Source organism: Massilia sp. SYSU DXS3249 (assembly GCF_053668055.1).
Window position 1 is genome coordinate 1 of record NZ_JBSIPX010000012.1, and the last position, 20810, is coordinate 20810.

Below are 20810 nucleotides of genomic sequence, written 5' to 3' on the forward strand. Positions count from 1 at the left end.
ACTCGCCGGCAGATGGCTACCATCGACAATGCGCAGCCGATAACCCGGCACCATGGGCGGTTCGTTCTTCATCATCGGCGCCAGTACATCGCTTAGGCGCGCTGCACTACCGCTCACCAATGCACGCACCAGGCCCGGTTCGGTGTGCTTGACCTTGTCATAGAGTGCCTGGACCGATACTGACAACTCCGGGCATGCCCGCGCAGCAGCATGAAGCGATGGACTTGATCCAACCGCTACCAATGACATCAGCTCTACTGTCGTCGAAAACAACAGTTCCCTTTGATACTGGGTACCGCGCTCGCGCTCGAATAACTCATCGATCCAGGCTGGTTCCAATGCATGCTGTAGCGCTAGCCGCGCCATTACCGTTAAAGGACTATTCCGCGCGCAATGCGCTATCAATGCATTCATCACCATGGCACATTCCTCCTGTACCACTTGGATGTCGTCCAGGGACGATAGTGCCGCTCAGCTGTAGTTGCTCTACAGAGACACCTTTAAAGAACTGGCATGAATGCCCACCCTACAAAAAAAACGGCGGTCCGAAGACCGCCGCAAAATACGGAAACCCGGGCGTGCTCCCCGCCCGCTCGCGGATCAGTAGATCGCACCGCCCGACGCGTCCTTCAGCTGCGCTTTCCACGCGCCCTGCACCAGCTTGACGACCGATTCCGGCATTGGCACGTAGTCCAGCTCGGCCGCGGCGGCATCGCCGTTCTTGAAGGCGTAGTCGAAGAACTTCACGACTTCCTTGCCCTTGTTGGCGTCGGCCTGCGACTTGTGCATCAGGATGTAGGACACGCCCGTGATCGGCCAGGCGTTCTTGCCGCCGGCGTCGGTCAGGATCACGGAGAAGCCCGGGGTCTTGGTCCACTCGGCGTTGGCGGCGGCGGCCTTGAAGGCTTCGTCGTCGGGCTGCAGGAACTGGCCTTCCTTGTTCTTCAGCTGGGTGTGCGACAGCTTGTTTTTCTTGGCGTAGGCCCACTCGACGTAGCCGATCGAACCCTTCACGCGCTGGACGTAGGCGGCGACGCCTTCGTTGCCCTTGCCGCCCATGCCGGTCGCCCACTTCACGGTGGTGCCGGCGCCGACCTTGTCCTTGAATTCCGGGTTCACTTTCGACAGGTAGTCGGTGAACAGGAAGGAGGTGCCCGAGCTGTCGGCGCGGTGCACGACGGTGATGTCGGCGTCAGGCAGTTTCACGCCCGGGTTCAGGGCGGCGATCGGCTGCGCGTTCCACTTGGTGATCTTGCCGAGGTAGATGTCGGCCAGGACCGGGCCGGTCAGCTTCAGCTGGCCCGGGGTCACGCCTTCCAGGTTCACCACGGCGACCACGCCGCCCATGATGGCCGGGAACTGCATCAGGCCCGATTCGTCCAGGTCGGCGGCTTTCAGGGGCATGTCCGAGGCGCCGAAGTCGACGGTCTTGGCCTTGATCTGCTTGATGCCGGCGCCCGAGCCGACCGACTGGTAGTTCATCCCGGTGCCGGTGGCGCCCTTGTACATCTCGGCCCACTTGGCGTAGATCGGGTACGGGAAGGTCGCGCCCGCACCGGTCACGTCGGCGGCGAACGAAGAGGACATCACCATCGCGGCAGCAGCGCCGGCGATCATCGTTTTGAACATGTGCTTGATTTTCATTTTGTGGTAGCTCGGGGTTGGCGAGGTTGGTTGAGTGACGAGCGCAGTCTAGCGAGCCAGTGTGACGGCTGTGTGACCGCCGGATGACGGTTGTATGACTGGCATTTGCGCCGCGGCCGTGGCGTTTTTGCTATGCTCGCCACACCTCCCCTTCCCTCTCGAATCCATGACCCGATCCGCCACCGTCCTCGCTTGCGGCCTCACCCTCTCCATCGTCCTGCACGCGCCGCTCGCGCTGGCGAAAACCCCGGTCGCCACCGGCACCGGCGGCGCGGTCGCCACCATCAGCGAGCAGGCCTCGCAGTCGGCACTGGCCATCCTCAACAAGGGCGGCAACGCGGTCGACGCGGCCGTCGCCGCGGCAGCCACGCTGGGCGTGACCGATCCCTTCAGCTGCGGCATCGGCGGCGGCGGCTTCATGGTGATTTATCTGGCGAAGGACAAGCGCGTGGTCACGATCGACAGTCGCGAAACGGCCCCGGCGTCGTTCACGCCGGCGGTATTCCTCGAAAACGGCAAGGAGATCGATTACGAAAAGGCGATCGCCAGCGGTGCGGCGGTCGGCGTGCCCGGCACCGTGCGCGGCTGGCACGAGGCGCTCGAGCGCTACGGCACGATGGGCTTCAAGACGGTGCTGGCCCCGGCCATCGACGTCGCCACCAGGGGCTTCAAGGTGAGTGAAACTTTCTATCATTTGACGCAGCAAAATGAAAGGAAATTTCAGCAGTTCAGCACGACCGGCGCCCTCTACCTGAGGGGCGGCAAGGCCGTCAAAGCGGGCACCCTGCTGCGCAACCCGGACATGGCCAGGGCCTATCGCGAAATCGCCGCCCGCGGCCAGCGCGCGTTCTACGAAGGCCCGATGGCGCGCGCCATCGTCGACGCCGTCAACCGGCCGCCGATGGCCGCCAACGCGACGGTGCGCCCCGGCCGGATGACGCTGGCCGACCTGGCCAACTACGAGGCGCGCATCCGCCCGCCGGTGATGAGTACCTACCGCGGCTACGAGATCGCCGGCATGCCCCTGCCGAGCAGCGGCGGCGTCACGGTGGCCGAGGCACTTAACATCCTCGAAGGCTATGACCTGAAAGCCATGCCGCGCGCCCAGGCCGAGCACCTCTACCTGGAAGCGAGCCGGCTCGCTTTTGCCGACCGCAACGCCTACCTGGCCGACCCGGAATATGTCGAGGCGCCGGTCGCCGGGCTACTGTCGAAGGACTATGCCAAACAGCGCCGCGCGGCGATCGACCTGCGGCGCGCTGCCCTGAACGTCCCGGCCGGCGACCCGTACGCATACCAGCAGGATCCGAGCGTGCCGCTGCGCCCTCAACCCCCTCGTGCACAACCGCGCCCCCTCGGCCAGGAAAGCGCCCACACGACCCACTTCACCGTCTCGGACAAGGACGGCAACGTCGTCTCCTACACCTTCACCATCGAGTCCTGGGGCGGCAGCGGCATCGTGGTGCCGGGCTACGGCTTCCTGCTGAATAACGAGATGACCGACTTCGACTTCTCAAGCCCGCACCCGAACGTGCCAGAAGCGGGCAAGCGCCCGCGCAGCAGCATGGCGCCCACCATCGCCTTCAAGGGCGGCAAGCCCGCCTTCACCATCGGCAGCCCGGGCGGCTCGACCATCATCACGACGGTGCTGCAGACCATCGTCAACCACCTCGATTTCGGCATGCCCATGGACCAGGCGCTAAACGCGCCGCGCCTGTCCGAGCGCAACGGCGCGACCACCTCGGTCGAGCCGGGCTTTACGGGCACGCCGCAGGCCAAAGCGCTCGAAGCCTTCGGCCACAAGTGGGGGAATGCACCCGACAACCCGCCGGAGGAAATCGGCGCGGCGAACGCCATCGTGTTCAACCCGGACGGCACCGTGACGGCGGTCAGCGAAGGACGCCGGCACGGCGTGGGCAGCGCGCTGGTGCAGAAGCGCGCTCACTGATCAGGCAAAGCGCCCGGCCGGGAAGGCGTGCGGGGCGGCGACGGCGCTACGCCAGCGCCATACGGTGACGATCAGCGCCAGCACGATGCTCGCGCTCGCCGCGACAGGCAGCACCGGCGTACCCGCCAGCTCCCGCGCCAGCAGGGCCGAACCCAGGCTCGTTGCCACGGCCGCCAGCAGGCCACCGACCAGGCGCAATAGACCGGAGCTGCGGTGGCGCGCATGATCGCGCACATTCGCGGCAACCAGCGGCAGCGTCAGGCAGCATAGCTGCGCCGTGAGCAGCAAGCCCTCCCGGGGGATCCCGGCAAACGCCGAGATGCCCAGCAGCGCCGCCACGAGGGCCGCCCAGTCGAGCAGCGCCATGCGCAGCAGCGATGCGTTCAGTTGCCGGTTGAAGCGATCGGCCGCTGCCGGCGTTGGCGGCGCCATCCGCAACAGGGCCTGCTCGGTGCGGGTATCGGACAGGCGCACGTTGCGCTGTTCGTAGGTGAACAACTGGGCGAACAGCATTCCCTGGCAGAGCAGGACCAGCCACTTGGTTTCGGCGACCGCATCGCCGACGAAGACCCGGACCAGGGTCAGCACCGCCGCCACGAACATCACCAGCACCAGCAGCGGCAGGTAGCGCTGCGACCAATGCATGGCCGGACCGAGCACGGAAAGCTGGAAAGCCGGTGCGCGCGGCGTCGTGGAATGGCGGCGCAGCGCGGCTGCATACAAGGCTCCCCCGAAGCGCATGCCGGATGCCTGGCGCATCAGCCCCTCCGGTTTGGTGCGCTCCAGCGCGCGTGCCTGTGCACCGCGCCGTTCCCAATGCCGGTCGCCCCCGTTCGGGAACATCAGGCCGAGCGTACGTGCCGCCAGCGCCAGCAGCAGCAGGGCAATCCCGTTCGCCATCGGCTGTTCGAACAGGCTGGCCGGTACGTGCATCCTGAAGATGACGCCAAACAGCAGGCTGACCTGGACGATCATGCCGGCCTGATAGCCTGCCGATGCCAGCCCCAGCCCGGCCAGCCATGCCAGGGTCGCCATCGCAACCAGCGCGGCCGGCAGCGGCGTGCCCCATGCCATCAGTACGGCAGCCGCCGTGAAGACCACCCACACCAGCAGCGTGAGTTCGACCAGGCGGCGGCGCATGCGCGGCACCAGGCGGGCATTGGCCGGCGTATTCAGGCGGATGGCGCCGGGCACGTAAAAGGTCAGCGCCGCGAACATGAAGATCGCGACGGGCACGCGCACCGCAAAGCCGAAGGCCTCGAACACATCGCCGGTGCGATTCCAGACGAGAAAGCCGACGGTCAGCGGGACGACGACCGCAAGCAGGCGAAACGCCCATGCGGCGCGCGCATCGCGCGACGCCAGGGCCGTCGACCACAGCAAGGCATAGTCGCGCAGGGCCGGCATCATTGCGTCACCTCGATGAACAGGTCTTCCAGGCTGAGGCTCTCCAGGCGCACGCCCGGCGTCGCCTGCAGGGCCGCGATGCCGGGCCCGCCCTGGGTCACGACGCTGGTGAACCCGTCGCCGCTGCGCTGGCGGCGCACCTCGCCGGCGACCTTCATCGAGTCGAGCACGGCGCTCGGGCCGACGACCCGGCGCGCGCCTTCGAGGAGTTCGTCCAAGGGGCCCTGCAGGGCGATCCTGCCGCCCTTGAGGAAAGCGACGTCGAGCGCCACCCGTTCCAGGTCGGACAGGATATGCGTCGAGAACACGACCGTGGTGCCGTGCTCGATCACGCCGTCGATCAGCTCGCGCAGGAAGTCGCGCCGGCCGACCGGGTCGAGCGCGGAGACGGGTTCGTCGAGGATCAGCAGTTCCGGGTCGGACCCGAGCGCGCGGATGATCGACAGGCGCTGCTGCTCGCCGCCCGACAGCTTGCTGATCGCCTTGGCCTGCATGAGCGCGTCGAAGCCCCAGCGCTCGAGCAGCGCATCCACCTTGGCGTCGTTCCAGCGCGGGTACAGGGCCTTGAAATAGTCGAGCATCTGGCGCGGCGTCAGCCAGTCGAACAGGTCGCATTTCTGCGGCACGTAGCCGATGCGCGCCCGGGTCGCTTCCGACAGCGCGGCCACGTCTTCGCCGAACACGGTCACGCTGCCCCCGTCCGTCTCGCGCAGGCCAAGCAGGCATTCGAGCAGGGTCGACTTGCCGGCGCCGTTGCGGCCCAGCAGGCCGATGACCTGGCCCGGCATCACCTGCCAGTCCAGCCCATCGAGCACGGACTGGCTGCCAAAACGTTTGCTGGTCGACGACATGCGGATGATCGGAACTCTCATGGTTGCTCTTTCAGGATTTGGATGAAAAGGGAAACAACGGTATCGGGGTCAAGTTCGAGCTGGCGTGCTTCGAGGGCGGCACGTTCCAGGGTCGGGCGCAGCAGCGCGGCGCGGTCGGCGGCAGCGGCGCCGCTGCGTTCGGCAACAGTCATGCCCATCCCGCGCCGGCGCGCCAGCAGCCCTTCCATCTCGAGCAGGTTGTAGGCCTTCGAGACGGTCATCGGGTTCAGCGCCAGCGCCTGCGCAACCTCACGCACCGAGGGCAGCGCATCGCCCGGCGCCATCTGGCCGGCGGCGACCAGGCGGCGCACCTGCTCGACGAGCTGGCGGTAGATCGGCTCGGGGGAGCCGGTGGTGATCGAAAACAGCTGGGCGGTGTGGGAGGTCATGGTGTCTACTGTATTAGTTAATTAATACAGTAGATGCATTTTGATGTGATGTCAACAAGAAAATTTAGACATGCTTGTTCCGGCACAGCCCATCAGGCGTATGCTGGGCAAGCCATTTCCCTGACGGAGACGACCGACATGACCCGACTGACAGCACACGATTTCGATCCCGAGGTATTGCAGCTCTTCGACGGCTACGTCCATGGCCGCCTGTCGCGCCGCGAATTCCTGGCCGGCGCTTCGCGCTATGCCGTCGGCGGCCTGACGGCGGCGGGTTTGCTGGCGCAGCTGTCGCCCTCTTTCGCCGCACCCCTGGTCCTGCCTGACGACAGCCGGCTGAAGACGAGCCGCGTACAGTTTCCGTCGCCGAAAGGCTACGGCACGGTCAGCGGCTACCTGGCCCTGCCTGCGCATGCCAGGGGCAAGCTGCCGGCGATCCTGGTCGTCCACGAAAACCGCGGCCTCAATCCCCATATCGAAGACGTGACGCGCCGGCTCGCGCTGGAAGGGTTCATGGCCTACGCGCCGGACGCGCTGCATCCGCTGGGCGGCTATCCGAAGAGTGAGGACAATGCGGAAGACAAGGCGCGCGCGCTGTTCCAGACGCTGGACCAGGCGAAATCGCGCGCCGATTTCGTGGCCGCGGCGAACGCGCTGAGAACCCATGCGCAGTCGACGGGCAAGGTCGGCGTGGTCGGCTTCTGCTATGGCGGCGCCATCGCCAATTACCTGGCTACCGTGATGCCCGACCTGGCGGCCGCCGTGCCCTTCTACGGCAGCCAGCCGAACGCCGCCGACGTGCCGAACATCCGTGCGCCGCTGATGATCCACGATGCCGGCAAGGACGCGCGCATCCTGGCCGGCTGGCCGACCTACGAGGCCGCGCTCAAGGAGAGCAAGGTGGATTACCAGCACTTCGTGTACGAAGGCGCCGAGCATGGGTTCAACAACGACACGACGCCGCGCTACGACGAGGCGGCAGCGAAGCTGGCCTGGGGGCGGACGGTAGGGTTTTTCAAGGCCAAGCTGGGGTAAAACCACACTGTACGGCTGCGCTGGCTTTCCAAACGCGTGGAGTCAGGAGGCTCGGCGCCCCCCTCACACCCTACGATTCGCGCCAGATGTAGGGTGGAGTCCCGACTCCACGCGTTGCAGTTCCTCGCCCAGCAGAGCTACGCAGGCCGCCGGCGATGGAAGGTCAATGGGCTGTACGCCACGGCGGACGGCGGCGGCGAGCGCAGGATGCCCGGCTTCATGGCCCCGACGACGTGCATCTCGCACGGCTTGCAGTCGAAGCGCAGCGTGTAGGTGTCGTCGCCCGTGCTCAAGGTCATCGGCTCGGCCTTCACCTGCCCCTGCACGCCCTGCACGCCCTTGGCCTGTTTCGGGCACAGGTTGAACGAGAAGCGCAGGCAGTGCTTGGTGATCATCAGCGACACCTCGCCCGCCTCCTGGTGCGCCTCATACGCCGCGTCGATCAGGCCCACGCCATGCTTGTGGTAGAACGCGCGCGCCTTCTCGTTATAGACGTTGGCCAGGTAGGACAGCTGGGTCGCCGGATACACGGCGGGCGGCTCTGCCGGCGCCTTGCGCTCCGGTCGCTCCCAGGCAGCCAGCCGGGCCGCCTCGTGCGCCGCCACGGCGTCGCGCCGCAAGCCGTTGATGGCGGCGGCGGGCACGAACCAGGGCTGCGACAGCGCCAACTCGATGCCGTCGGCTTCGAACATCGTGTTGCCGAGTTTGGTCAGGCTGGTGCGCAGCGCCGCGTCGGCCTGCTCGGCGTTGTGCGCGGGTTGCAGGGCCAGCTGCGCGTGCGTCACGGTCTCGATGCCGTCCTCGTCGCGCAGGGTCAGCGCGAGGCCGCCATCGGTTTCCCGCAGGCTCAGGTGCAGCGCCACCTTGCGGTCGGCTGAGCGTTTCGTGAGCGCCGCTTCCCACTGGTGGTCGCGGTTGCGGTGGATCCGGGTGCCCGGCTTCAGGCCGGGCAAGGCGCTGACCGGCTCGTTCGGAAAGACGCGCCAGCGCTGGCCTTCGTCGCTCTCTCCCAGCTTCTGCACCGTGTTGACCCCGATGCCGACGGTCGTGCGCTTGTTCATGTAGTTCAGGCCGTCGCCATTGGCCAGCGGCGCCTCGGTCAGCATGTCGAAGTGGTCCGCGCCCACCTTGCTGACACCCCCTACTTCCACGCCCAGGTACTTCGGCGAATCGAAGGCGCCGATGTCTTCCTGGCGGCCCTGGGCGAAATAGTCGGTGTGGCCGCGGTTGAAATTCTTGTCGACGTCCGGCGTGAAGAAGATCTGCGTGTGTCCGCTGGCCGCCCGCACGAAGCCCGCGCGACGCTCGAGTATCTCGTCGAGCAGCAGGCGGTAGTGGGCCGTGATGTTCTTCACGTAGCCCATGTCCTTGTAGCGGCCCTCGATCTTGAACGAGCGGATGCCGGCGTCGATCAGCGCCTCCAGGTTGCGGCTCTGGTCGTTGTCCTTCATCGACAGCAGGTGCTTGTCGTAGGCCACGACGCCGCCCTTGCCGTCCGTCAGCGTGTAGGGCAGCCGGCAAGCCTGGGAACAGTCGCCGCGGTTGGCGCTGCGGCCCGTGTCCGCATGCGAGATATAGCACTGCCCGGAAAACGCGACGCACAGGGCGCCATGAATGAAGTACTCGAGCGGCGTATCGACTTCCGCGCGGATCTTGCGGATTTGCTCGATCGTCAGCTCGCGCGCCAGCACCAGCTGGGAGAAGCCGACGTCGCCCAGGAACTTCGCCTTCTCCACGGTGCGGATGTCGCACTGCGTGCTGGCATGCAGCTGGATCGGCGGCAGGTCGAGCTCCAGCAGCCCCATGTCCTGGACGATCAGGGCATCGACACCCGCCTCGTACAGCTGCCGGATCTGCTGCTGCGCAAGCTCGAGCTCGGCGTCGTGCATGATCGTGTTCATCGTCACGAAGATGCGCGCGCGGTAGCGGTGGGCAAACTGCACCAGGCCGGCGATATCTTCCAGCGTGTTGCTGGCATTGTGGCGCGCACCGAAGGCGGGGCCGCCGATATAGACGGCGTCGGCGCCATGCAGGATGGCCTCGCGGCCGATCTCGGCGGTTTTGGCGGGCGACAGCAGTTCGAGCTGGTGGTCAAGTAGAGACATCGCGCATTCCTCTGGGACGAAGGCGCAAATTATAGCTTTGCAGTTCGCGCGTGTCATGGTTGCCGGGACGGGGCACTGGCGCTTGCGATGACCTGGCCGACTCTACTCTATTTGAGCATTGAGAATTGCTAGTTAATAGCAATTGATGTGCTATTCTTACCCTACTTCTTTGCCTTATTGATGAAGTGATTGTTTCTGATTTGCCGATCGAACATTAAAACCGTGTGCCGCACTCAGAGGAAAAAAATGAACAAGAAATGGATTGTCATACCGTCTTTGCTGATGCTAACTGTGACAGGAGCAATCGCCAGCCCGCCGGCCGTAGAGCCGAATCGCGCCACCCAGGTAGAGGTCGTCGATACACTCATTGCCAAGCTCAATGCCCACTATGTTTTCCCAGACAAAGCGAAACAAGTCGAGTCTGTCCTGCGCCAGCGCCAGCGCGAGGGCAAGTACGACGGGATCACGGACGGCAAACAGCTGGCGAAACAGCTGACGGATGACATTCACGGCGTTGTTCAAGACAAGCATATGATGGTAGGCTTCAGCGCCCGGCCGGTGCCGTCCGAGGATGCACTGCCGCCGCCGCCCGAGACGCGGGCAGAGTGGGAAAAACGGGCGCCGCCTGCGGTGCGCGACAAGGTCCTCGCATCGAAACTTGGCGTGGAAAAGATTGAACGCCTGAGCCCGAATATCGGCTACCTGGAGATTTCCTCGTTCGCGCCGGTCTTCTTCGCGTCCGACAAGTTTGCCGCGGCGATGAATGAACTCGCCGACACGGATGGCCTCATCATTGATATGCGCAACAACGGCGGCGGCGGGGGAGACTCATCGGCGCTACTGGTCAGCTATTTTTTTGACGAGCGCACCCGCCTGAACGACACCTGGGAGCGTACGACGGGCGTCACCAGGCAGTACTGGACGATGGATAAGCTCGACGGCAAGCGCTATGGCGGCAAGAAGCCGGTCCTCATCCTGGCAGGCCCCGAAACGAAGTCGGCCGCCGAAGCATTCGTGTACACGATGCAAGCGTTGAAACGCGCGACGGTGATCGGTGAGCGGACCTGGGGTGGAGCCCACGGCGGGCGCCTTTATCGGCTCGGCGACCATTTTTTTGCCGCGATACCTGACCGGCGCACCATCAGTCCCATTACCGGTACGAACTGGGAGGGGGTAGGCGTCGTTCCAGACATCGCAGCGGCTCCGGACAGCGCGCTTGCGGTGGCGAAGGACCTGCTGCAGCGCCGATTTCAAGGCACCGCTTCGCGGGGCGCCGGGGAACATTGACGGAGTCGCTGCGCTCTTCCGTTTTCATAACAAGCAGGCACTCCTCGGACGCCTGGATTCAAAACGAAAAAACCGGGGACGCATCCCCGGTTCTTCTCCAACGCCTGCGAACAACGATTACAGGTGCGGCGTAATCGACGGCATCAGGTCGTCAAACGTGCGGCCGCTGGCGTTTTCGCCGATCGCATGCATCTTCCACTCGCCGTTGTGGCGGTACAGCTTGGCCATCACCTGGGCGGTGTGGGCGCCCTGCACCGACAGGTCGTAGCGCGCGACTTCCTTGTTGCCGGTGGCGTCCATCAGGCGGCAATAGGCGTTCTGCACTTGCGAGAAGTTCTGGCCCGTGAAGCTGTTCACGGTGAAGACCAGCGACTTGACGTTGCCCGGCACGGCGGACAGGTCGACGTTGATCTGCTCGTCGTCGCCGTCGCCGGCGCCGGTGCGGTTGTCGCCCGTGTGCTGGACGCTGCCGTCCTTGCTCTTCAGCTGGCGGAACCAGACCGTGTCGACCGGGCGGTTCGATTCGTCGAACATCACGACGGAGGCGTCGAGGTCGACCGTTTCGGTCTTGCCGCCGAAGCCGAAGAAGCCCTTCGACTTGATGGCGTCCCAGCCGAGACCCATCGTGACGCGGGTGAGCGCACCGCCGCCCTCTTTCGAGAGCGAGATTTTCTGGCCTTTTTGCAGGTTGACTGACATTGCGTTACTCCTTAGTGTTGGGCTTGACTCAGCGGACTTACTTGGCGGGCGTTTGCATCCAGGCCTTGAAGGCGTTGCGGTTACGCGAGCACACGTAGACCTTGCCCTTGCCCGAGAAGCGCAGGACCATGCCCTCGCCGCTGGTTTGGCTGTTGATCAGGTTACCCAGGAAGCCGCCGCTGGTGCCGGTCGTGATCGAGATCTCGTAACGCAGCGTGCTGTCCCAGCACACGACGTGCGCGTTGTCGATGATCGCGTCCTTGCCCGGCTCGACTTCCAGCATCGACATCGATCCGAAGCCCGACACCACCACCTGCCCCTGGCCGGACGTTTCCGTCACGAAGAAGCCGCCGCTGTTGGCGAAGAGCGCATTGCCGATGTTCTGGGTGCGCACGTTCAGGCCGACGTTGGACGAGGCGGCGACGAAGGCGCCGTCGCTGATGATGTAGTTGTTCGGGCCGACGTCGACGATCTGCATCGCGCCCGGCAGCGTCGGCGAGAGCAGGCAGTCGCCGGCGCCGCGCGTCGCTTCGATGTGCTGCTGGAAGAAGGACTCGCCGTTGGCGAAGGTGCGCATCAGAGCGCTGCCGAGCCCGCCCCGCATCTTGCCTTTCAGGTCGAGGGTCGATTCCATCATCACCATCGCGTCGGATTCGCAATAGATGGTCTCACCCTGCCGCATCGACACATGCAGGAAGGGATCGACGTCCCCGGTCACGGTAAAAGTAGGCATTTTTTAGTAGCTTCCCTTAGTAGCGGCCCCCGGTCGTGGGGACCGCGAACCTGTTGAATTAAACGTTGACGCCGTAGTTCTTGGCCAGTGGGCCCAGGCCGCCCTGGAAGCCCTGGCCGATGGCGCGGAATTTCCAGTCGGCGCCATTACGATACACCTCGCCGAAGATCATTGCCGCTTCGGTCGAGCCGTCTTCCGACAGGTCGTAGCGGGCGATTTCCGCGTCGCCGTTAGCGTTGATGCAGCGGATAAAGGCCTTGCCGACCATGCCGAAGTTCTGGCGGCGGGTCTCGGCGTCGTGGATGGTCACGGCCAGCACGATCTTGTCGACGTCGGCCGGCACCTTGGTCAGGTCGACCGCCACGACTTCGTCGTCGCCCGCGCCTTCGCCGGTCTTGTTGTCGCCCGAGTGCACGACCGAGCCGTCGGTCGACTTCAGGTTGTTGTAGAAGATGAAGTCGGCGTCCGAACGGACCTTGCCGGACGAGTTCAGCATGAAGACGGCACCGTCGAGGTCGAATGCGGCGCCGTCGGTGGCGCGGGTATCCCAGCCGAGGCCGACCTTCAGGTTGGTCAGGCCAGGAGCTTCTTTCGACAGGTTGACGTTGCCGCCTTTTTGCAGACTGATTGCCATGATGTGTTTCTCCTAAGTGGAAACTAAGTGGATAACTTATGGTTGAACACCGTTTTAACCACGCGCAGCGAGCTGGTGTTCTGCCGCTCGCCGTGCGGTTCGTTGTGCGGGGCGCTTGTGGCGCTGCCGCGAAATTTGTTATCGCGTCGTTGGGTGGACGGGTTTCCCGTCCACCCTACCTTGCTTACGCTACCTGCTTCTCGTGGCCTTCCAGCGCCGCATGCTTCTTCTTGTACTGGATCGACGACCACAGCGAAGCAATGATGAATGCCACGCCGGTCAGGCCGGTCACCAGCTCGGGCACGTGGACGTGCATACTGGCGAGCATGATCACGGCCAGGATACCGATCGCGTAGTGCGCGCCGTGCTCCAGGTAGACGAACTCGTCGAGCGTGCCCTTCTTGACCAGGTAGACCGTCATCGAACGCACGAACATCGCGCCGATGGCCAGGCCCAGCATGATGATCACGACGTCCGAGGTGATCGCGAAGGCGCCGATCACGCCGTCGAAGGAGAACGATGCGTCGAGCACTTCGAGGTACAGGAAGCCGCCGATGCCGCCCTTCTTGACCATGTCGCCGACGTCGCTGCCTTCTTCGGCCTCGCTCTTTTCGAGCAGGCTGCTGATCATGTCCACGCCGACGTAGACCAGGATGCCCCAAATACCGGCGACCAGGACGATCATGCGCTGCACGTCAGGGACGAAGGTCGAGGCGAACAGCAGGGCAGCCAGCGAGATCATCACCGAGATCGAGGAGACCTTGCCCAGCGAACCGAGCTTCTTCTCGAAGTTGCCCAGCCAGTGGGTTTCCTTTTCATCGTCGAGCAGGAAGTTCAGGAAGACCAGCAGCAGGAACATGCCGCCAAAGGCCGCCACTTCCGCATGGTGCTGGGTCAGGTGGCCCGAAAACTCCTTCGGATTGGTCAGCGCCAGGTTCCATACCTCGGTGACGCCCAGGTCGGCCGCGACTGCGACGATGACCAGCGGGAACACCAGGCGCATGCCGAACACGGCGATGATCATGCCCAGGCCGAGGAACAGCTTCAGCCAGAATTCGTCCCAGCCCTTCAGTACCGAAGCGTTCACCACGGCATTGTCGAACGACAGCGATACTTCCATGATCGACAGGATGGCTGCGACGCCAAGCGCCGTCATCGCGCCGGGCCAGCCGTTGTGCTCGTAACCCCACCAGGCCGCCAGACTCAGACAGACGATTGCGACGAGGAATGATCCCCTGAAGTGCTTCATATGTGATTCCCCTTTTTTGGTTATGAAATTGCTAGCGCGTAGTCTAAACGCAACCGAACTATTGAAAAAGCGAAGATAATGGGAGACTTACTTCGGAAAAACGGAAGACATGAAAAACGCCAGCACGAATTTTCGGCATCTATATTACTTCTGGGTGGTTGCCAAAGAGGGAAGTATTACGCGCGCGGCCGAACGGCTGGGCCTGGCCGTGCAGACGGTCAGCAGCCAGATCACCCTGCTCGAGCAGTCGGTCGGCAAGGTCTTGTTTACCCAGCAGGGGCGGCGCCTGGTGCTGTCGGACGCCGGAGAAGTGGCCCATAAATATGCCGACCAGATTTTTCTCCTGGGCGAACAGATGCAGGAAGCGCTCGACGGTTCCGGCAACCTGCGTACCAGGCTCACTGTCGGCATTGCCGACTCGCTGCCGAAACTGACCGCCTACCGCCTGTTGGAGACCACCACCCGGCTCGCGCTGCCGGTGCGCCTGGTCTGCTACGAGGACCAGCACGACGCCCTGCTGGCGGACCTGGCCCTGCATAAACTCGACGTGGTGCTGACCGACCGCGCCCTCTCCACCGGCAGCACCCTGCGCGTGTTCAGCCACCAGCTGTTCGAGAGCGAGATGACGGTGGTCGGGACCAGCGCCCTCGCCGCTGCGTACGCCGAGGGCTTTCCGAAAAAGCTGAACGGCGCGCCTTTCCTGCTGCCGACGCGCAATAACGCCCTGCGCACCCGGATCGACGAATGGTTCGAGCTGCAGGGCGTGCACCCGGACATCGTCGGCGAGTTCGAGGACAACGCTTTATTGACTACCTTCGGCCGGCGCGGCCTGGGCCTGTTCTTCGCGCCGGCGGCGCTGGCGTCCGACCTGCTTGAACAGCTGCAGGCGGTGGTGGTCGGGCGCGTGCCGCAGGTGCGCGAACAGTTTTATGCGATCTCGAACGAGCGCAAGATCCAGCATCCGGCGGTCGCCGCCATTCTCGCCTCGGTGCATCACGGGATGCTGGGAGGCGGTTGAGTTGTACAATGCACATCGCTGTGCCTTTTATCAACTCATCCTTTATATGGAAAATATTTTATTTGTCGTTCTGGCGCTCTTCCTCGTGGCGCTGAATGGCTTCTTCGTCGCAGCGGAATTCAGTATCGTCACGCTGCGCAAGACCCGCGTGCGCGCGATTGCCAAAACCAGCGGCCTGCGCGGGCGCATCCTGGCCAAGGTCCACGGCCAGCTCGACGAATACCTCTCGGCTTGCCAGCTCGGCATCACCCTCGCCTCCCTCGGCCTGGGCTGGGTCGGCGAGCCGGCCTTCGCCAGCATGCTCGAACCCGTCTTCGCCATGCTGGGCGTGACCTCGCCGCAGGTGATCCACGGCGTGTCCTTCATCGTCGCCTTCAGCGTCATCTCCTTCCTGCACATCGTCGTCGGCGAGCTGGCGCCGAAGTCGCTGGCGATCCGCATTCCCGAAGTGGTCGCGATGTGGTGCGCCCTGCCCCTGTATGGTTTCTACTGGATGATGTATCCGGCGATCTGGCTGCTCAATGCCAGCGCCAACGGCGTGCTGCGCCTGGCCGGGCTGGCCGGCGCAGGCAGCCACGACACGCATTATTCGACCGAAGAACTCAAGCTCATCCTGCGCACCAACACCAGCACCGGCAAGGAAAAATTCACCCACGACGAGCGCCACATCCTGGCCCAGTCGCTCGAGTTTTCCGAGATGGCCGTGTCCGACCTGATGCGCCCGATTAACGAAGTCATCGCCCTGCACGAAGACCAGACGATCGCGGAAAACCTTGAGACCGTGCGCCGCAACCGCTTCTCGCGCTACCCGTATTTCGACGAGGAAGGCGAGGAAGTGCTGGGCGTGATCCACCTGAAGGACCTGTTCTTCGCCCAGCAGTCGGGCAAGGACATCACCGACCTGACGCAATACCTGCGCCCGGTCGAGACGATCTCGGCGCGCACGCCGGCCCAGGAAATCTTCCGCCGCTTCCGCGCCGGCGCGCCGCACTTCGCCCTGATCGGCGAAAAGGGCAAGCGCCCGGTCGGTTTCATCACGCTCGACAACCTGCTCGGCGCGATGGTCGGCGAGATCCGCGACGAGTTCCGCATGAACGAGAACGACTGGCTGCCGCAGGCTGACGGAACCTACATCGGCAAGGCCAGCCTGCCGATCTATTCGCTCGAACGCCTGCTCGGCATCGACATCGACAACGAAGAGATGGGCCTGGACGACGTCGAATCGGTCGGCGGCCTCCTGATGGCCAAGCTCGGCGACATCCCGAAACAGGGCCAGCGCATCGGGTTCCCGAAGTTTGACGTGGTGGTCAAGAAAACCAATGGCCCGCGCATCCTGCTGGTGAAGGTGATTCCGCAACTGACGCGCGGCGGCGACGACGACGAGGATTGAGGCCGCAGGATTGTCGACCGGCGCTAAATTGCGCGCGTATAATGTTTCCTTTGTAAGTTTTGATTTTACAATCGACATCGACCCAGGGGAGACTGTATGGACGTGCGTCGCCGCAATAACATCACCGTCTCGGGCGATGGTCCCGTCACCCTCGTTTTCGCCCATGGGTTCGGTTGCGACCAGGTCGTGTGGCGTTTCATGGCCCCGGCCTTCGAGGACCGCTGCCGCGTGGTCGCCTTCGACCTGACCGGCAGCGGCGATTCCGACCTCGGCGCCTACTGCCGCACTCGCCACGCCAGCCTGCACGGCCACGCCGACGACCTGCTGGACATCCTCGACGCGGTCGCCGACGGCCCGGTGGTGTATGTCGGCCATTCGGTCAGCGCCATGATCGGCCTGCTGGCCGCAAACAAGGCGCCCCACCGTTTCCTGGCCCAGGTGATGATCGCGCCCTCCCCTTGCTACATTGATGGCGACGGCTACCGGGGCGGCTTCGGGCGCGGCGACATCGACGAGCTGCTCGAGACGATGGACGCGAACTACCTCGGCTGGTCGAGCAGCATGGCGCCGGTGATCATGGGCGCGCCCAATTTGCCCCACCTCGGCATCGAACTGACCAATAAATTCTGCCGCAACGATCCCGAGATCGCCCGCCACTTCGCGCGCGTGACCTTCCTGTCGGACCACCGCGCCGACCTCGCGCATGCAAGCGTGCCGACGCTCATCGTCCAGTGCAGCGACGACCTGATCGCGCCGCTCGAAGTCGGCAGCTACCTGCAGCGCCAGCTCGCCGGCAGCCGGCTCGAGGTGGTGACCAACATCGGCCATTGCCCGCACATGAGCGCCCCGCAGGAATGCGCGCGCCTGACCCGCGCCTTTCTGGGCGAATTGGAAATCGCCGCTTGAGCCACCTCAGCCACCCGAGCAGCCCGGGCGGCCTGCCCGCCGACGACACGCTGTACCAGGATGCTCCCTGCGGGCTGCTGCTGACCGACGTCGCCGGCACCATCCTGCGCGCCAACGCGACGCTCTGCCGCTGGCTCGGCTATTCGAGCGCGGCGCTGACCGGGAAGGTGCGCATCCAGGATTTCCTCACCGTCGGCGCGCGCCTGTTCCACCAGACGCACTGCCTGCCCATCCTGCAGATGCAGGGGTCGGTGGCCCAGCTCCAGATCGATATCCGCGACAGCAGCGGCCAGCGCACGCCGGTGCTGGTGAACATCGTGCGGCGCACGGTCGACGGCAGCGTCTTCGACGAGTGGGCGCTGCTCGCCATCAACGAACGCCGCTCCTACGAACGCGAGCTGCTGGCCGCGCGCCGCGGCGCGGAACAGGCGCTGGGCGCCCGGCTCGAGGCCGAAGCCCAGCTGCGCGCCCTGAACCAGGAACTGTCGGACGCCGACCGCCGCAAGGACGAATTCCTGGCGACCCTGTCGCACGAGCTGCGCAACCCGCTGGCGCCGATGCGCAGCGCCCTGGAAGTGCTCAAGCTCGATCAGGGCACGGGCGGCCGGCGCCCGCTGCTGGAGGTCTTCGACCGCCAGCTGCACCACCTGACGCATCTGGTCGACGACCTGATGGACGTCTCGCGCATCACCCAGGGCCGCATGGAACTGCGCCACGCGCAGGTAGCGCTGGCCGAGGTCGTGCGGGGCGCGGTGGAAGACGTCGGCGCCGCGCTGCGCGCCGCCGGGCACACCCTCGCCGTGACGATCGCCGCGCCCGACGCCATCGTGCGGGGCGATGCGACGCGCCTGTTCCAGGTGGTCGCCAACCTGCTGGCCAACGCCTGCAAGTACACGCCGGACGGCGGCCAGCTCGCGCTCGAGCTGCGCACCGAGGGGCTCGATGCGGTGATCCAGGTGCGCGACAACGGCATCGGGATCCCGGGGCATGCGCTGGGCACCGTGTTCGGCATGTTCTCCCAGCTCGAACCGGCCCTCGACCGTGCCAAGGGCGGCCTGGGCATCGGCCTGGCGCTGGCGCGCGGCATCGTGGTCCTGCATGGCGGCAGCATCAGCGCGCACAGCGAGGGCGAAGGCCGCGGCAGCACCTTCACGGTGCGGCTGCCGCTGGCGCAGGCGCAGCCGGAGACGCTGTCCGCAGCGGCCGCCGCGCCAGGCGCCACGAGCGCCGCCACCGTGCTGGTGGTGGACGACAACATCGATGCGGCCGACATCCTCGTCATGTTCCTGGAAATGCACGGCTGCACGGCGCGCGCCGCCCACACCGCCGGCGCGGCCCTGGACATGCTGGGAGACTTCCTGCCGCAGGTCGCCCTGTTCGACATCGGCCTGCCCGACATGAACGGCTACGAGCTGGCACGCCGCGTCCGCCTGCTGCCCGGCGGCGAGCGCATCCTGCTGGTCGCGGCCACCGGCTGGGGCCAGGACGCAGACAAGAAGCTGGCATTCGATGCCGGGTTTGATCATCACCTGACCAAGCCGATTGATTTCGATGTGTTGCGTGGGCTGCTGGCGCAGGCCGGAACGTAACGCGGCGTGATGTTGGCCGTGCATGCGTCAACACGACGCACACATTCGCGTGGAGTTGGCATTGAAGCCCCCGGCTTCAATGCCTCCACCCTGCGTTCATCCTCCCGGTTGCTTCACGATCGGGTCGCGCGTCCCGGTCCATTCGCTGATCAGGGAGTAGCCCACCGCCAGCAGCACCGGCCCGATGAACATCCCGACGAAGCCGAAGGCGATCACCCCGCCCAGCACCCCCAGCAGGGTCAGGAGGAAGGGCAAACTCGTCCCGCGGCTGATCAGCATCGGCCGCACCACGTTGTCGACGCCGCTGATCAGGACCGCGCCCCAGATCAGCATGAACACGCCCCAGGCCGTACTGCCCTGCGAGAACAGCCAGATCGCCGCCCCGCCCCAGATGATCGGCGGGCCGACCGGCACGAGCGAGGTCAGGAAGACCAGCACCGACAGCAGCGGCACGGCCGGCACGCCGGCAATCGAAAAGCCGATCGCCGCCACCAGCCCCTGGGCCAGCGCCGTGCCGAGCAGGCCGTACATGACGCTGCGCGTGGTGCGGCCGATGATGTCCGATACCTCCTGCGCGCTCTCGCCCATCACCTTCGCCATCATGCTGGAGGTGACCGCTATCAGGGCCTGGCCGTCGCGGTAGAGGAAGAAGCTGACAAAGGCGGCCAGGCTCATTTGAATGACGCCGCCGCCCAGCATCAGGCCGCCCGCCATCAGGTAGCGCCGCGCCGGTTCGACCATGCGCTGGGCCAGCGCCAGCATCTGGTCGCGGCTGGCGACCAGCTGGCGCAGGTAGGTGTCGAAGGATTCGCCGACAAACGGCAGCTCGCGCACCCAGGCGGGCGGCAGCAGCTCGCCGTGCTCGATCGCATCGCGCATGTGGCCGAAGGTGGTGGCGACGTCGTCGGCCAGGTTGTAGGCGACGCTGGCAAGCGGGATGACGACCAGCAGGGTCAGCGACAGCGTCATCGTCAGCGCCGCCAGCGAGCGGCGGCCCTTCATCCGGTACAGCACCCGCAGGTACATCGGCCAGGACGAGATGACGACGGCGGCCGCGAACAGGATCGCGGGCAGGAAGGGTTTCAGGACGTAGAGGCAGCCCAGCGTGAGCAGGACGACGGTCGCAATGCGGGTGTAGTTCCTGCCTGGACGTGTTTCCATGCCTTCCCTGTCAAAGTATCAGAAGCCTGAGAAACCGTAGCGAGCGGAAGGAGGTTAGGCCGAGAAGCGCAGCTGTACTTACTGTACAGCGAGCATCGCAGGCCTAACCTACGACGCGCAGTAGGTTTATCAGGCTTCCATCTGAGAAATCATAACAGCTGGCGGAGATCGTGGACGATGGGTGCGGGGCCTTGGCCATGACGCAGGAACAGGCGCACTCTCCCCTCCTTGTCGAACACATAGCTGCCGGCCGTGTGGTCGACCGTATAGCTGCCCGGTTCCGTGCCCTTCACCTTCGAGACGAAGACCTTGAACTCCTTGGCCGTCTGCTCGGTCTGTTCCGGCGTGCCGCGCAGGCCGAGGAAGCGCTTGTCGAAGGCCGGCACGTATTCGGACAGCAGCTGCTGGGTGTCGCGCTCGGGGTCGAGGGTGACGAACAGCACCTGCACCTCGTCGGCGGACGGACCGAGTTCCTTCATCACGGCGGCCATCTCGGCCATCGTGGTCGGGCAGACGTCCGGGCATTGGGTGTAGCCGAAGAACAGCACCACCACCTTGCCCTTGAAGTCGGCCAGGGTGCGCGGCTTGCCGGTGTGGTCGGTCAGCGAAAAGCCCTTGGCGTAATCGAGGCCGGTCAGGTCGGTGTTCTGGAAAGCGGCGGGCTTGGAGGCCAGTTTGTCGCAGCCGGCGGCCATCAGGGCCAGCGCCATCATCGACGCCATCATCAATTTTTTCATGTCGGAA

Annotated in this window: 18 protein-coding genes and 1 pseudogene; 7 read left to right on the forward strand and 12 right to left on the reverse strand. The window is 65.0% G+C overall.

Going from position 1 to position 20810, the window contains the following annotated elements; translation table 11 throughout:
* Window positions 1–420, reverse strand: a pseudogene (locus tag ACWCIA_RS14675) (IS4 family transposase); the annotation flags it as partial.
* A gap of 180 nt (window positions 421–600) precedes the next feature.
* Window positions 601–1644, reverse strand: a complete 1044-nt coding sequence (gene pstS, locus ACWCIA_RS14680; RefSeq protein ID WP_454164420.1) for a phosphate ABC transporter substrate-binding protein PstS — start codon at window positions 1642–1644, stop codon at window positions 601–603.
* Between the two features lie 166 nt (window positions 1645–1810).
* On the opposite strand from pstS, the gene ggt reads away from it, so the two are divergent.
* Window positions 1811–3592, forward strand: coding sequence for a gamma-glutamyltransferase (gene ggt, locus ACWCIA_RS14685; RefSeq protein WP_454164422.1), 1782 nt, complete (start codon window positions 1811–1813; stop codon window positions 3590–3592).
* Here the strand turns inward: ggt and ACWCIA_RS14690 are convergent, their stop codons facing one another.
* From ACWCIA_RS14690 to ACWCIA_RS14700, 3 genes are read right to left on the reverse strand one after another with little or no spacing between them, the layout of a single operon-like run.
* The gene (locus ACWCIA_RS14690; protein WP_454164423.1) at window positions 3593–5002 is read right to left on the reverse strand and encodes a hypothetical protein; all 1410 of its coding nucleotides are present in this window, start codon (window positions 5000–5002) and stop codon (window positions 3593–3595) included.
* A complete protein-coding gene (locus ACWCIA_RS14695; protein WP_454164425.1) occupies window positions 4999–5871 on the reverse strand; it encodes an ABC transporter ATP-binding protein in 873 nt (290 codons plus the stop codon). Before ACWCIA_RS14695 ends, ACWCIA_RS14690 begins: the two co-directional genes overlap by 4 nt.
* Entirely contained in the window at window positions 5868–6260 is a 393-nt protein-coding gene (locus tag ACWCIA_RS14700) for a GntR family transcriptional regulator (protein WP_454164427.1), read from the reverse strand. The genes ACWCIA_RS14695 and ACWCIA_RS14700 overlap by 4 nt, the downstream gene beginning before the upstream one ends.
* 138 nt (window positions 6261–6398) lie before the next feature.
* On the opposite strand from ACWCIA_RS14700, the gene ACWCIA_RS14705 reads away from it, so the two are divergent.
* A complete protein-coding gene (locus tag ACWCIA_RS14705) occupies window positions 6399–7295 on the forward strand; it encodes a dienelactone hydrolase family protein (RefSeq protein ID WP_454164429.1) in 897 nt (298 codons plus the stop codon).
* Window positions 7296–7432: 137 nt separating this feature from the next.
* Here the strand turns inward: ACWCIA_RS14705 and ACWCIA_RS14710 are convergent, their stop codons facing one another.
* Window positions 7433–9400, reverse strand: coding sequence for a peptidase U32 family protein (locus ACWCIA_RS14710; RefSeq protein ID WP_454164430.1), 1968 nt, complete (start codon window positions 9398–9400; stop codon window positions 7433–7435).
* A gap of 246 nt (window positions 9401–9646) precedes the next feature.
* On the opposite strand from ACWCIA_RS14710, the gene ACWCIA_RS14715 reads away from it, so the two are divergent.
* Complete coding sequence (locus tag ACWCIA_RS14715; RefSeq protein ID WP_454164432.1) at window positions 9647–10687, forward strand: S41 family peptidase; 1041 nt, start codon at window positions 9647–9649, stop codon at window positions 10685–10687.
* 117 nt (window positions 10688–10804) lie between these two features.
* Here ACWCIA_RS14715 and ACWCIA_RS14720 read toward each other — a convergent pair whose 3' ends face one another.
* The 4 genes from ACWCIA_RS14720 to ACWCIA_RS14735 form a co-directional block, all read right to left on the reverse strand.
* The gene (locus ACWCIA_RS14720) at window positions 10805–11386 is read right to left on the reverse strand and encodes a TerD family protein (protein ID WP_454164434.1); all 582 of its coding nucleotides are present in this window, start codon (window positions 11384–11386) and stop codon (window positions 10805–10807) included.
* 37 nt (window positions 11387–11423) lie between these two features.
* Window positions 11424–12119 (reverse strand): TIGR00266 family protein, encoded by a 696-nt coding sequence (locus tag ACWCIA_RS14725; protein WP_454164436.1) that lies wholly within the window; start codon window positions 12117–12119, stop codon window positions 11424–11426.
* A gap of 58 nt (window positions 12120–12177) precedes the next feature.
* Complete coding sequence (locus ACWCIA_RS14730; RefSeq protein WP_454164437.1) at window positions 12178–12753, reverse strand: TerD family protein; 576 nt, start codon at window positions 12751–12753, stop codon at window positions 12178–12180.
* A 184-nt stretch (window positions 12754–12937) separates the two neighbouring features.
* On the reverse strand, window positions 12938–14002 hold the full coding sequence (locus ACWCIA_RS14735) for a DUF475 domain-containing protein (protein WP_454164439.1): 1065 nt from the start codon (window positions 14000–14002) through the stop codon (window positions 12938–12940).
* 109 nt (window positions 14003–14111) lie between these two features.
* On the opposite strand from ACWCIA_RS14735, the gene nhaR reads away from it, so the two are divergent.
* The 4 genes from nhaR (at window position 14112) to ACWCIA_RS14755 (ending at window position 18905) form a co-directional block, all read left to right on the forward strand.
* Window positions 14112–15020 carry a transcriptional activator NhaR gene (gene nhaR / locus ACWCIA_RS14740; RefSeq protein WP_454164441.1) on the forward strand — a complete coding sequence of 303 codons (909 nt, stop codon included), beginning with the start codon at window positions 14112–14114 and terminating at the stop codon, window positions 15018–15020.
* Between the two features lie 46 nt (window positions 15021–15066).
* A complete protein-coding gene (locus tag ACWCIA_RS14745; protein WP_454164443.1) occupies window positions 15067–16410 on the forward strand; it encodes a hemolysin family protein in 1344 nt (447 codons plus the stop codon).
* A 96-nt stretch (window positions 16411–16506) separates the two neighbouring features.
* Entirely contained in the window at window positions 16507–17316 is an 810-nt protein-coding gene (locus tag ACWCIA_RS14750; protein ID WP_454164444.1) for an alpha/beta fold hydrolase, read from the forward strand.
* On the forward strand, window positions 17313–18905 hold the full coding sequence (locus ACWCIA_RS14755) for a hybrid sensor histidine kinase/response regulator (protein WP_454164446.1): 1593 nt from the start codon (window positions 17313–17315) through the stop codon (window positions 18903–18905). Before ACWCIA_RS14750 ends, ACWCIA_RS14755 begins: the two co-directional genes overlap by 4 nt.
* Before the next feature lie 96 nt (window positions 18906–19001).
* Here the strand turns inward: ACWCIA_RS14755 and ACWCIA_RS14760 are convergent, their stop codons facing one another.
* Together ACWCIA_RS14760 and ACWCIA_RS14765 are read right to left on the reverse strand one after the other, a co-directional pair.
* The gene (locus ACWCIA_RS14760) at window positions 19002–20066 is read right to left on the reverse strand and encodes an AI-2E family transporter (protein WP_454164448.1); all 1065 of its coding nucleotides are present in this window, start codon (window positions 20064–20066) and stop codon (window positions 19002–19004) included.
* A gap of 149 nt (window positions 20067–20215) precedes the next feature.
* The gene (locus ACWCIA_RS14765) at window positions 20216–20803 is read right to left on the reverse strand and encodes an SCO family protein (protein WP_454164449.1); all 588 of its coding nucleotides are present in this window, start codon (window positions 20801–20803) and stop codon (window positions 20216–20218) included.
* Between the last annotated feature and the right edge of the window lie 7 nt (window positions 20804–20810).

Coding starts and splice junctions, on each gene's coding strand:
- ggt (WP_454164422.1), top strand. CDS start 1,811: ATGACCCGATCCGCCACCGTCCTCGCTTGCGGCCTCACCCTCTCCATC.
- ACWCIA_RS14715 (WP_454164432.1), top strand. CDS start 9,647: ATGAACAAGAAATGGATTGTCATACCGTCTTTGCTGATGCTAACTGTG.
- ACWCIA_RS14750 (WP_454164444.1), top strand. CDS start 16,507: ATGGACGTGCGTCGCCGCAATAACATCACCGTCTCGGGCGATGGTCCC.
- ACWCIA_RS14765 (WP_454164449.1), bottom strand. CDS start 20,803: ATGAAAAAATTGATGATGGCGTCGATGATGGCGCTGGCCCTGATGGCC.
- ACWCIA_RS14705 (WP_454164429.1), top strand. CDS start 6,399: ATGACCCGACTGACAGCACACGATTTCGATCCCGAGGTATTGCAGCTC.
- ACWCIA_RS14710 (WP_454164430.1), bottom strand. CDS start 9,400: ATGTCTCTACTTGACCACCAGCTCGAACTGCTGTCGCCCGCCAAAACC.
- ACWCIA_RS14725 (WP_454164436.1), bottom strand. CDS start 12,119: ATGCCTACTTTTACCGTGACCGGGGACGTCGATCCCTTCCTGCATGTG.
- ACWCIA_RS14735 (WP_454164439.1), bottom strand. CDS start 14,002: ATGAAGCACTTCAGGGGATCATTCCTCGTCGCAATCGTCTGTCTGAGT.
- ACWCIA_RS14690 (WP_454164423.1), bottom strand. CDS start 5,002: ATGATGCCGGCCCTGCGCGACTATGCCTTGCTGTGGTCGACGGCCCTG.
- pstS (WP_454164420.1), bottom strand. CDS start 1,644: ATGAAAATCAAGCACATGTTCAAAACGATGATCGCCGGCGCTGCTGCC.
- nhaR (WP_454164441.1), top strand. CDS start 14,112: ATGAAAAACGCCAGCACGAATTTTCGGCATCTATATTACTTCTGGGTG.
- ACWCIA_RS14695 (WP_454164425.1), bottom strand. CDS start 5,871: ATGAGAGTTCCGATCATCCGCATGTCGTCGACCAGCAAACGTTTTGGC.
- ACWCIA_RS14720 (WP_454164434.1), bottom strand. CDS start 11,386: ATGTCAGTCAACCTGCAAAAAGGCCAGAAAATCTCGCTCTCGAAAGAG.
- ACWCIA_RS14760 (WP_454164448.1), bottom strand. CDS start 20,066: ATGGAAACACGTCCAGGCAGGAACTACACCCGCATTGCGACCGTCGTC.
- ACWCIA_RS14745 (WP_454164443.1), top strand. CDS start 15,067: ATGGAAAATATTTTATTTGTCGTTCTGGCGCTCTTCCTCGTGGCGCTG.
- ACWCIA_RS14730 (WP_454164437.1), bottom strand. CDS start 12,753: ATGGCAATCAGTCTGCAAAAAGGCGGCAACGTCAACCTGTCGAAAGAA.
- ACWCIA_RS14700 (WP_454164427.1), bottom strand. CDS start 6,260: ATGACCTCCCACACCGCCCAGCTGTTTTCGATCACCACCGGCTCCCCC.